The 11,453-nt window shown below is 59.7% G+C and carries 11 protein-coding genes; 2 read left to right on the forward strand and 9 right to left on the reverse strand.

The window, feature by feature from the left end:
- Nucleotides 1-112: 112 nt before the first annotated feature.
- The 8 genes from NSND_RS22225 to NSND_RS18150 form a co-directional block, all read right to left on the reverse strand.
- Nucleotides 113-379 carry a TraR/DksA family transcriptional regulator gene (locus tag NSND_RS22225; RefSeq protein ID WP_080880321.1) on the reverse strand — a complete coding sequence of 89 codons (267 nt, stop codon included), beginning with the start codon at nt 377-379 and terminating at the stop codon, nt 113-115.
- A 113-nt stretch (nt 380-492) separates the two neighbouring features.
- A complete protein-coding gene (gene ppk1 / locus NSND_RS18120) occupies nt 493-2,631 on the reverse strand; it encodes a polyphosphate kinase 1 (protein ID WP_080880322.1) in 2,139 nt (712 codons plus the stop codon).
- Between the two features lie 102 nt (nt 2,632-2,733).
- Entirely contained in the window at nt 2,734-3,642 is a 909-nt protein-coding gene (locus NSND_RS18125) for a hypothetical protein (RefSeq protein WP_080880323.1), read from the reverse strand.
- A gap of 2 nt (nt 3,643-3,644) precedes the next feature.
- Nucleotides 3,645-5,318: a dihydroxy-acid dehydratase gene (gene ilvD, locus NSND_RS18130; protein ID WP_080880324.1), complete on the reverse strand. Its 1,674-nt coding sequence runs from the start codon at nt 5,316-5,318 to the stop codon at nt 3,645-3,647.
- A gap of 231 nt (nt 5,319-5,549) precedes the next feature.
- Nucleotides 5,550-5,909, reverse strand: coding sequence for a PepSY domain-containing protein (locus NSND_RS18135; RefSeq protein ID WP_080880325.1), 360 nt, complete (start codon nt 5,907-5,909; stop codon nt 5,550-5,552).
- A 32-nt stretch (nt 5,910-5,941) separates the two neighbouring features.
- Nucleotides 5,942-6,541, reverse strand: coding sequence for a Spy/CpxP family protein refolding chaperone (locus tag NSND_RS18140; protein ID WP_080880326.1), 600 nt, complete (start codon nt 6,539-6,541; stop codon nt 5,942-5,944).
- A 25-nt stretch (nt 6,542-6,566) separates the two neighbouring features.
- Nucleotides 6,567-7,214, reverse strand: coding sequence for a MarC family protein (locus tag NSND_RS18145; protein ID WP_080880327.1), 648 nt, complete (start codon nt 7,212-7,214; stop codon nt 6,567-6,569).
- A gap of 28 nt (nt 7,215-7,242) precedes the next feature.
- Nucleotides 7,243-8,274 (reverse strand): DnaJ C-terminal domain-containing protein, encoded by a 1,032-nt coding sequence (locus NSND_RS18150; RefSeq protein WP_080880328.1) that lies wholly within the window; start codon nt 8,272-8,274, stop codon nt 7,243-7,245.
- A gap of 1,249 nt (nt 8,275-9,523) precedes the next feature.
- On the opposite strand from NSND_RS18150, the gene NSND_RS18155 reads away from it, so the two are divergent.
- Entirely contained in the window at nt 9,524-9,748 is a 225-nt protein-coding gene (locus NSND_RS18155) for a DUF433 domain-containing protein (protein ID WP_080880329.1), read from the forward strand.
- Nucleotides 9,745-10,077: a DUF5615 family PIN-like protein gene (locus tag NSND_RS18160; RefSeq protein WP_080880330.1), complete on the forward strand. Its 333-nt coding sequence runs from the start codon at nt 9,745-9,747 to the stop codon at nt 10,075-10,077. Before NSND_RS18155 ends, NSND_RS18160 begins: the two co-directional genes overlap by 4 nt.
- A gap of 254 nt (nt 10,078-10,331) precedes the next feature.
- On the opposite strand, the gene NSND_RS18165 is transcribed toward NSND_RS18160, so the two are convergent.
- The gene (locus tag NSND_RS18165; RefSeq protein WP_080880331.1) at nt 10,332-11,432 is read right to left on the reverse strand and encodes an ABC transporter ATP-binding protein; all 1,101 of its coding nucleotides are present in this window, start codon (nt 11,430-11,432) and stop codon (nt 10,332-10,334) included.
- Nucleotides 11,433-11,453 lie beyond the last annotated feature (21 nt).

Here is an 11,453-nt window from a genome sequence, read left to right on the forward strand (position 1 = left end):
CGGTTTCGGGTCAAAATGGTGGGCTGTTCCGCTCCGGCTCAGAAGAGGGGAACAGCCCGGGAGAGAGGTGCGGAGAGGTGGCGCAGCTCAACTCCCAATCGGTAGCCGGCTTTCAGGATCGGTAAACCGCTTCTGCGGAGGTGTCGGGCCTCCATGCCGCGCGTCGTACCGAAGCCCGTTCTTCAGACAATTGCTTGCATGTGAAACAGAGCGTCGCATCAGGTTGTGCGCGTAGTCGCGGCAGAGGGATGTCCGCTCGGCAGCGATGGCAGATGCCGTACGAAGTGTCGAGCATGCGGCGGCTTCGAAGCAGGTGTGTGCGTAACGACGCGAATGCTTGGTGGTGTGGATGGAGTCGAATGCCCTGCGCGACGCTCATGGTACTCCCCTCCTCGTTGTCGAGCCCGCAGCATAGAGGGCTGACGTGACAACCGGATCAGCAACCGGTTAAGGAGGGGTTAATAATGACGAGTGGTTGCGCCTACCAGGAGGTTAGGTGACGAGCTTGTTCATGAGCCATTGCTGGGACGAACGAGCGGCTCTGCGTCCCGGTGTTTGACGCCGGTAGGTGCCATCCCGATGGAGAATCCAGGCGTGCGTATTATCTTCGAGGTAGGGGCGGAGGCCCTCGTCGATCACGCGTTGCCGCAATGTTTTATCCAGCACAGGAAACGCCACTTCGATGCGTCGAAAGAAATTGCGATCCATCCAATCGGCGCTGGAGAGAAAGACCCGGTCGTCGCCGTCGTTCAGAAAATAGAAGATCCGGCTATGTTCGAGAAACCGTCCGATGATCGAACGTACGCGGATATGTTCCGAGAGGCCCGCGATGCCGGGTCGCAAGGCGCAGGGACCTCGGACGATCAAGTCGATTTTCACCCCGGCCTGAGAGGCCTTGTAGAGGGCCCGAATGATTTGAGGCTCCAGGAGCGCATTCATCTTCGCGATGATGTGGGCCGGTCGGCCCTGCTTGGCCCTATCGGTTTCACGGCCGATCCATTTCAGCAAGGTGGCGTGCAATGTAAACGGCGATTGGAGAAGGTGTTTGAGCCGTCCCGGACGTCCGAGGGAGGTGAGTTGCTGGAACACCGTGCGCACGTCCCGCCCGATCGCCGCATCGCAAGTGAGCAGTCCGAAATCGGTATAAAGCCGTGCATTGCGGGCGTGATAGTTGCCGGTTCCTAGATGCGTATAGCTCCGCAGCATCCGGCCTTCCCGTCGGAGTACGAGACTCATTTTGGCGTGGGTTTTATGTCCGACCACGCCGTACACCACATGGGCGCCGGCCTCTTCCAGATCATGCGCCAGCTCGATGTTCGCCTCTTCGTCGAAACGGGCCCGTAGTTCGATCACCACGGTCACTTCTTTTCCGCCTCGGGCTGCGTCCACCAGGGATTGCACGATAGCGGAATCCGCCCCTGTGCGATACAGGGTCTGCTTGATGGTGAGGACGTGCGGGTCCGTGGCCGCCTGGCGGAGGAACTCGGTCACCGGCGCGAAGGACTGATAGGGATGATGCAGCAGGATGTCGCCCTGCCTGATGGCGTCGAACCAGTCTTCGCTCGGTACAGGCGTCGTGGGAATGCCGGGGGTGAAGGGCTGAAATTTTAGATCAGGCCGATCCACCAGGTCGGGCACGGCCATCAGTCGATGCAGATTGACCGGTCCGTGGCACTGATACACGTCGCGCGCATCGAGATGGAATTGTTCGCGCAAAAAATAGACCAGGTCAGGCGGGCAGTTGTCCGCCACTTCAAGCCGCACTTCGTCGCCGAATCGCCGTTCGGGAAGCTGACCTTCGAGCGCCCGCCGGAGGTCGTCCACGTCTTCTTCGTCCACGAAAAGATTGCTGTTCCGTGTGACGCGGAATTGATAACAACCGGTGACGTGCATGCCGGGAAAGAGCTGGTGCACGAACGCATGGATCACCGACGACAAGAACGCAAAATCGTGGGGCCAGGCGGCGTTGCGCACCGGCAGGTGAATCACGCGCGGGAGCGACCGCGGGACCTGCACGATCGCGGTTCCGTTGGGGCGGCCGAAGGCATCGGTCCCTTCGAGCGTCACCAGAAAGTTGAGACTCTTGTTGAGCAGTTTGGGAAAAGGATGCGCGGGATCCAGGCCAACCGGACTCAGGAGCGGGAGCAGTTCGCGCGAAAAAAACCGGCGCATCCACCGAATGTGCGACGGCATCCAATCGGCGCGTTTGAGAAAACGGATACGTTGGTCGGCCAGCTGAGGGATGAGTGATTGATTCAGGACGACGTATTGCTCATGAACCAGCTGGTGCGTCAGCGCGGCGATGCGAGCCAGGAGTTCCGACGGGGTCAGTCCGTCGGCGCCCCGTTGTTCGACTCCATGGGTCACCTGTTCCTTGAGTCCCGCCACGCGGACTTCGAAGAACTCGTCGAGATTGGAGCTCACGATGCAGAGAAACTTCAACCGTTCCAGCAGTGGAACCTTCTGATCTTTCGCCAGATCGAGGACGCGCCGGTTGAATTCCAGGAGGCTGAGCTCGCGGTTCAGGTACCATTCCGGCCGGGAGAGGTCACTCGTGGCCGGCCGGTGAGCCCTCGCCTTCGGCGTCGATGCGTGGGGCTGAGTCTCTGAAGGTGTCTGCGGCGATGACATAACCAGTGGGTCGGCAGTGTATCTCAGCCGTGCGAAACGGCGGATCAAGAAACGGTTAAATTTTTCACCATGCTGCCCGGACTATCCAGGTGGCAACCGGTGTCACCGGGCGCATCCGATGCGAGCGGTGGAGACCACGAAGTTGTCGAAGTATCGCTGTTGAATTTGAGCAAACGGGACGGAGGTCCAATACTGCTCCAGGTACACCGCGTTAATGCCGTAGTCGCGATAGGTGCCGATCCAATTGATTCCGGTGCGTTGCGCGTCGAGACGATCGTCGATCCAATACTCAAGCACGCCGTCGTCGGCATCGCCGTTGTTCAGCTTCATGTGGACTTCGATGCACAACCACTTCCCGATGTTGGGCGGGCTGAACAGGGAAGTCTGCCCGCCTGCCGCGCCGAGCCAGCGTAGGCGGAGGAAATCGTTATACGTGGTCGTGCGCAAAACACCGAATTCGTCGGTGCCGGACGCCGGATCGAGATAAAGCCGCTCTGGATCCGAATCGGGTGAGCTTCCGCTCCAGAGATGGCCGATGGCGGCCTGCGCAAACCGGTCGCTGGAGAGAATTGTGGCTCTCGTCAATTTGTCGGCGCCACCGCCGGTCCAGCCTGGCTGAAGTCGCAGATCGAATCGCCAATAGATGTCGCGATACGTTGCGGTCCCGGCATCGACCGGTTTGATGTAGGCGCTGGGAGTTTTGCCGAATGCCAGGTGGAGGGAGCCTCCGTGGGGATCGCCGGGCAGGTATTCCGCGCGCATGCCGGTTGAGTGGCCGACTCCTGCTCCGGCCTCGCGGACGAAACGACCATGCCGGATGTCGTACTCGAAATAACTCTCTAGCCGGTCGACTTCGAAATCGTCACACCAGAGCCATTCCGGATGACGGCTGTGCCAGTCGGCGCAAGCGGCTTCGGAACGCTCAGCCGCACCGACGGAACGGCCTGCCTCGACGAAGCAGGCGGCGACGAACATCGTCGCCGCGAGACTCCATCGAAGCAGGATGCCCATGACTAGGTCGTCACCGCACCTTCCGATGCGGAGGAGACGTGGCGGGCGTATTTCCCCATGACGCCGGACAGGTACCGAGGGGACGGATGCTTCACCTTCTTCAGGCGCGCGGCCAGTTCCTTCTGAGTCACGTTGACGTCGAGGCGTCGCTTCGTGATGTCGAAGGTGATGATGTCGCCGGTCTTCACCGCCGCGATCGGACCGCCCTTGATGGCTTCCGGCGCGACATGTCCGGCCATTAAGCCATGCGTGGCTCCGGAGAACCGTCCGTCTGTGAGCAGGGCGACGGAGTCGCCAAGCCCTGCTCCGACGATGGCGGCCGTGACCCCCAGCATCTCCCGCATGCCCGGTCCACCGGACGGCCCTTCGTACCGAATGACGACCACATCACCGGCTTTGATTTTTCCGGCCTGCACGGCCTTGAAGGCATCTTCCTCGCGCTCATAGACCTTGGCCGGTCCGCTGAAATGCAGAATGGAGTGGCCGGCGACTTTCACGACGCACCCTTCCGGAGCGAGGTTGCCCTTGAGGATCACCAGACCTCCCGTCGGCTTGATGGGCTTGGACAGGGGACGCAGCACCTGTTGGTCCGGCTTCTCCGTGGCGGCCTTAGCTTCCTCACCGATCGTGCGTCCCGTGACCGTGATCTGATCCGGATGCAGGATCTTCGCATCGATCAAACGTTTGGCGACCAGGGTTGTGCCACCGGCGGCATACAAGTCCGCCGCGGTGAATCGGCCGCCAGGTTTGAGATCGGCCAGCAACGGCACCTTCCGGTTGATCTTGTCGAAATCGTCGATGCTGAGCCGCACGCCCATTTCCCGCGCCACGGCCAACAGGTGCAAGACGGCATTCGTCGATCCACCGGTCGTCGCGACTGCCGCGATCGCATTTTCGATGGAGCGGCGCGTGATGATCTGCTTGGGCCGAATGTCTTTCTTGAGCAGATCCATGACCAGTTTGCCGCATTCGAACGCCACATCGTCCTTACGCTGATCCATGGCCGGGACGCCGTTTCGGCCCATCGGCGAGATGCCGAGAAATTCGAAGGCGATGGCCATGGTGTTGGCAGTGAACTGGCCGCCGCAGGCACCGGGGCCCGGACAGGCATGGTCTTCGAGATCCTTGAGTTCCGCATTCGTCATGGTGCCGGCCGCATGTTTGCCGACCGCTTCGAACACGTCTTGAATCGTGACGTCGTGTCCCTGGAACTGTCCCGGCATGATGGAGCCGCCGTAGATCATGAGTGAAGGGACGTTCAAGCGGCAGAGGGCCATGACGGTGCCGGGAATCGTCTTGTCGCAACCGGACAGGGCGACGACTCCGTCGAACAAGTGTCCACGTGCGACCAGTTCGATGGAGTCGGCAATGACTTCCCGGCTGATGAGCGAGGCCTTCATGCCTTCGGTGCCCATGGAAATGCCGTCCGACACCGCGATGGTGTTGTATTCGATCGGGGTGCCGCCTGCCGCGCGAATTCCGGCCTTCACCCGTTCCGATAAACGGCGGAGGTGGAAATTGCAGGGCATGACCTCGATCCAGGTGTTGGCGACGCCGATCAAAGGGCGTTCGAGGTCGGCATCGGTGAAGCCGACGGCCTTGAGCATGGCGCGGGCCGGTGCGCGGCCTGGTCCGTCGAGCAAGTTGTGGCTTTTGTGTCGTGGGTCGATCGTCATGGAAACTCCTTCATTTACGGGAACGGGGGGGGTACCGCTTCGCACAGCGCGCGTTCTGATGGATCGTAAACTTTCGCATAGATAGGCTCAGAGGGTCAATCCGCCGGTCCTGAGATCGGCTGCCGCTAGGCTTGGGAATGGCACGCAGGGGGAACGGGGGGCAGATGAATGGCACGGGTCGAGACGGTGCGGCAGGATCGCATCTGAAGGCGCGACCCCGCCGCAGGAACCTTAGTGCTTTTCTTTCTTGCCCTTCTTCTCGTGCTTCTCTTGTTTGGCTTCCTTATCGATGATGGTGCCGGTGCCCGCGTCGATATGGACTTCCGTCATTTTGCCGTCGGCTCCCAGTATTTCGACTTCCCAGACCGTCTTGTCGTGCTTCTTTTCAAGCTCGGCTTCGACGGCCGTGCCTGGAACCGCATCCAACGCGGTCTTGATGGCCTGGTCGATGGTGACCTTGGCATCCTTCACCAATTCGGCGGCGTCACACTTCTCGTCCTTGCCTTTGTGTCCCTTGTCACTCCAGGCAGGAGTGCTCGTGAAACAAAGTGCCGCGACCATCAGGGCAGGTACTGCAACGTGCTTGATCATGTGTGACCTCCGGTTCTGTGCAACGTGCACGGTTACTGGGGCTTCGCCTCACCGTGCGGGTTGGCGCCGTGCGGATTGCTGCTATGCGGATTCTTGCCGTGGGGAGCGGCCTGGCCTGCGCCCTTGTGCTGCTGCATCATCTTCTCATGTTCGGCTTGCTCTTTGGCCCGCTGTTCCGGGGTCAGCAATGCCAGGGCTTCCCGCCTAGTCTTGATCGACAGGACGCGGAGCCCGATCTGCACGTCGGCGCTTTGCTTGAGCTTGGCTTCGATGGCGGACAGGTCCGACTTCTCATCGTCGTTCAGTGCCTTCACTTCCCGTTCGGCGACCTGGATGTCGGCTTCCATTTTGATCCGGTTCTTATCGAGGTTGAGCTGGAGGTCCTTGAGCTTGGTGACTTGGTCGGCGCTCAATCCGATGTCCTTTTCATGCTTCAGGAGGTGGCGGATGAGGTGGCCTGCGCCCCCGTGCATCATCATTTCCATCATCGCGGCGCCCATGCCGTGCTGGCCCTTCTCGTAGCCGCCGCTGTGTCCGCCATATCCACCTTCGGGGTTGGCCCAGGCGGGGGAGATCGTCAGCGCGCAGGCGATGGCCGAAGCGGTGGCAAATGTGAACAGTTTCGTCGTCATTCGTTCCTCCTTCAGTTGAGAGCGATTAATGTCCGGTCAACCCGCGTAACAGCCCTTGGTCTCCGGTGAGGGCATTCACCATAAATTGAACGGCCAGCGCGGCGAGCAACAAGCCCATAAGCCGCGAGATGATCTTCTCGGCGATGGGATTGAGCCACTTCGCGCTGCGTGCGCCGATCGCTAATATACTGTAACTCGCCAACCCGATGAGTACAAGGCATCCCAATAATACGACGTGCAACATGAATGTGGTGGCCTGCGTCTCTAGTAGGATGACCGTCGAGATCGCGGCTGGCCCCGCCAGCATGGGGATGGCGAGCGGGGTGATGGCGATGTCGTCCTTGTTGGTGCCGGCCGCTGTTTCCGCAGCCGTTTCCTGCACCGTGGACCGTTGCGCCCGCAGCATGTCCAACGCCACAAGTAATAGGATCAGCCCGCCGGCGATCTGAACCGCCGGCAAGGTAATGCCTAACAATTTGAGGACGGTTTGCCCGAATAGGGCGAATCCCGCGAGGAGGGCGACGCTAACCAGACAGGCGACCCGCGCGGTCCGGAGCCGTTGCGCCACGGAATCCCGTGGGGTCATGGCGAGGAAAGCCGGGACCACGGCGATGGGATCGACGATCACGAAAAGCGAACTGAACGCGAGGAGCGCGTATTCGGCGATAGTCATAGAAGGGATTGGCCTGGGGCGGCGCTACTCAGGATGAACTGCGTCTCGATGCGGCGATGATCTCGGCCCGGGGATCGCTGTGGCGGGCGCGGCCCAATTGTTCGTAGAGCGCCCGTTCTTCGTCGGAAATGGCGGTGGGCATGACGATTTTCAGCTTCAGGAAGAGATCTCCCTGCTCGCCGGTCGAGGTCGGGAGCCCCTTGCCCTTGAGGCGCAGTTTACTGTCGGCTTTGCTACCGGGGGGAATTTTCACCTTCACCGGTTCCGTCAGGGTCGGAGCCATCACTTCAGCGCCCAGCGCCGCCTCCCATGGCCAGACAGGAAGGGTGACCTGAATATCGAATCCCTTTTGCCGAAAGACGCCGTTGGCCTGGATATGGACGCGCAGATAGAGGTCTCCCGGTTTGCCTCCATTGATGCCGGGTTGTCCCTTGCCCGCCAGGCGGACACGGGTCTCATTCTGCACACCGGCCGGAATGCGTACTTCGATCGTGCGTTTTTCAGCTTGGGTGCCGGCACCACCGCACACGACACAGGGCCGGCCCCGTACGATGGCGCTGCCGCCGCAGGCCTTGCATACGACGCGTTCGGTGAGATCGATGCGTCGGCTGACTCCGGTTAGGACGTCGCGGATGGTAAGATGGACATCGGTTTCCAGATCTTCCCCATCGACGGCAAATCCTGGCGAGGTTCCCCCACCACGGCCCCGTCCGCCGAAAAAGGTTTCGAAGATATCGCCGAAGTCGCCGCTGAATCCGCCGGCCTGGCCGCCACGTCCCGCTTGGGCGTCGGCCTGTTGGCGCGCCTGCTCATAGGCTTCCGCCTGTTCCCAGTTCGAGCCGTACTGGTCGTATTTTTTTCGCTTGTCCGGGTCCGACAGTACCTCGTGCGCTTCGTTCAATTCTTTGAACTTCTTCTCCATCTCCGTTTTTTTTGTGCCGGTATGGAGATCGGGATGGATTTCGCGGGCGCGCCGCCGAAAGGCCTTCTTGATGTCGTCGGCCGTCGCGTTCCGTGGCACACCGAGGATGTCGTAATAACCGCGTTGAGATGTGGCCATCAGGGTCTGTCCGTGGACAATAATCCGGTGCGCGTAGGCGAAGAGTGCAATCCTTTCCGGAGCTTACGAGGTCTCCGGATGCATTGCAAGCGAACTCACCGTTTTTCTCTTTTGCCTCCGTTGTCCTTATGACAGAGATAAGAGAGCCCGGGGCACAGTCAAGTGGGTGGGGCGGGGGGCGGAACCAAACGACGGGGATTGGTGAACCCATGGCGTACTATCCTGTTGTGCAGCGAGGCGAATGCTTGGCCGGTTATGCGTCTTGGTTGGGATGTCCTTCCACTGCTGACTAGCCGTGCCGATATTGGGTGCGCAGGCTGAACTATGTCACTTGCAGCGATGGGGCCTTGTCTTGTGCATTTGATGGGGGGCTGCTAGAACGGGCACGTGAGGTGCCGATCGTCTGGCATACCTCCAAAAGAACGAACCACAACTGCCGGTTTTGGACTCAGTGCTTGAATGCAGACCTGACGCTTGCCACAGGGGAAGCCGTATACGATCAACATCGTTGGTGCAAAACCCGCCAATCAGCGCTCGAAGCAGAGCGCCGAAAGTAGAAGCGGTGATACACCGATGAAAATGTTTCTTGGGGCTCGGAGCACTCTTGTTGGCATGTTGTACACAAGTCCACTCCGAAGCAGATGCCCGCGAGCGAGCCAGCCGGGTCTTCCAAGAGTTCATTCTGAAAAAGAATTTGGACAAAGGGCAGTATAGTGGACCGCGAATAATCTACAACGCTGTTGTTGAAGTCTGGGAGGCTTCCTATGAGGGGAAAGGCCTGGCAGAAGCTTCGAACAGGGTGACTATTCTAGTCGATAAGTACGGACGTGCAGAACTTCATGTAGAGAAACCCCAGAGCGGTTTTCGTCTGAAGCCTTCTCGCGCGATGCGGCTCTGGCCGTGGGTGTGCTGCGCAACAAGCGCTGACCACGGCAAGAATCTTCAGGCACCCTTTTGAGCCGTACCAATCTCACTTTTCCGAACGGCATCCAAACGACCTACACGTACGATTCGGTGAGTCAGGTCACCGATATTCTCCACCAACTGCCAGTGACGAGCACGCAGATCTATAAGGCCGGAAGGCCGACTACGTCCATACGGTCATCGCGCGAAGGCGGCAAGGATTACCCGAAAAACAGACCCCCCAACCCCTACATCCCTTCTGCGACCATGTTGTGCTCTTGCTTCACAGGCCGTTTCTCTTACGAATATTGATCTCTCCACCTTCACGGAGGTATGATTGCGTAGTATGAGCCTATTGAGCCGTATCACGATCAATCCTGAGCAATGTGGGGGGCGTCCATGCATTCGTGGCATGCGGATGCGGGTGAAGGATCTCTTGGATCTCCTTGCGGCTGGAGTCTCTCAAGAAGACATCCTGCACGACTACCCGTATCTTGAGAAGGCGGATATTCAAGCAGTGCTTGAGTTTGCCGCTGCCCAATCCGATCACGTCATGCTTCGGGCTGGATGAAATTTTTAGTCGACGCGCAACTCCCGCCGGCACTCGCTCGCCTTATCAACTCTTTCGGCCATCCGGCCGTTCATGTTCAAGACGCTCAGTTGCTTCTCGCAACGGACCTTGCTATATGGGCCTACGCGGTCAGCCAACAGCACGTGATCGTTACGAAAGACGAAGACTTTAAGAATATCCTCTTGCTGGCTACCGAACGAAAAACACCCGTTGTGTGGGTACGTATCAGAAATTGCTCCAATGCCGCACTCACACAGTGGTTCCAACCCCTCTTCCCTCAAATACTTGAACATCTGGAGCACGGCGAGTATTTGATCGAATTGTACTGATCGATAGTTGTGCCCCACACGCTTATCTGCGCTCCGGTTGGGCCCTCCCCCTCGCATCCTGTTCCACAGAAATGAGGTCACCGCCTCGCCACCCACTACGATCCCCACGGGTGCGTCGCTCAGTTTATGCGGATGACTGCGGCCATCTCTCTGGCGGCGCCGATTTCGGTACCGGCTTTATGAACGTGGACTGTGTTCCACACCGCCGCATCTGCTCGTTCGTTCTTGCGACGAGGGGAGACTTCCGGCCGTCCTCAAGCGGGTGGGGCGGTCGGTGTGTCGATCCGGCGGTGGTCGATGAAGAGATGCAGTTTATCGACTGGAAAAAAGAGTTTCACTGTTTGTCCCTGAATTTTGTCGGTGCGGCGGGCCGTACGGACCACGAGGCGAAGCTCACCGGCTCGGCAATGCAGAAGTAGGTCCGCCCCGAGATCCTCCACCAGTTCCACCGTTCCTGTTACCTGCAGCGTTTCAGGCAACTCCCGGAGCGCGATGTCTTCCGGGCGGATTCCGAGCGTGACGGCGGATTTCTTCGTCGAATGAGATGAGGCCAGCCCAGCCGGAAGCGGGAAGGTTAGGCCGTTGCCTTTGAGGACGGTCTTTCCGCCTTCTGTCATGAGGGCGCCTTCCCAGAGGTTCATCGGCGGTGTCCCGATGAAGGAGGCGACGAAGGGATCGGCCGGTGCGGCGTACGTGCGATGGGGCTCATCAGCTTGGCGGATGCGCCCGCCCTCGATGACCACGATGCGGTCGCCCAGCGTCATGGCTTCCACTTGATCGTGAGTGACATAGATCATGGTGGCCTGCAGGCGCTGTTGTAACTTCTTCAGTTCGATACGCATCGTGGTGCGGAGTTGGGCGTCCAAATTGGAGAGCGGTTCGTCGAACAGGAACAGCTTCGGTTTCCGCACGATCGCCCGCCCCATCGCGACCCGTTGCCGTTGCCCTCCAGACAGGTCTTTGGGCTTGCGGTCCAGGAGAGGCTCGATGTCCAAGAGTTGCGCGGCTTCGGCGATGCGCTCGTCGATCACCCGGCGCGGAGTTCGTCGGATCGTCAGGGCAAAGGCGAGATTCTCGCGGACCGAAAGGTGTGGGTAGAGCGCGTACTGCTGAAAGACCATGGCGATGTCGCGTTCGGCTGGGGGGAGATGATCGACTACCGTACCGTCGATGCGCACCTGGCCTGCTGTCTGGCTATCGAGCCCGGCGATGATGCGCAGGAGCGTCGATTTGCCGCAACCGGAGGGGCCGAGCAGAATCGTGAAGCTCCCATCCGGAACCTGCAGTGAGAGATCGCGCAGCACGGGCTGGTCACCAAACGATTTTGAGATGTTACGCAGTTCTAGTTCAGCCACAGGACACCCTACCAGAAACAG

The organism is Nitrospira sp. ND1, from assembly GCF_900170025.1.
GTDB lineage: Bacteria > Nitrospirota > Nitrospiria > Nitrospirales > Nitrospiraceae > Nitrospira_A.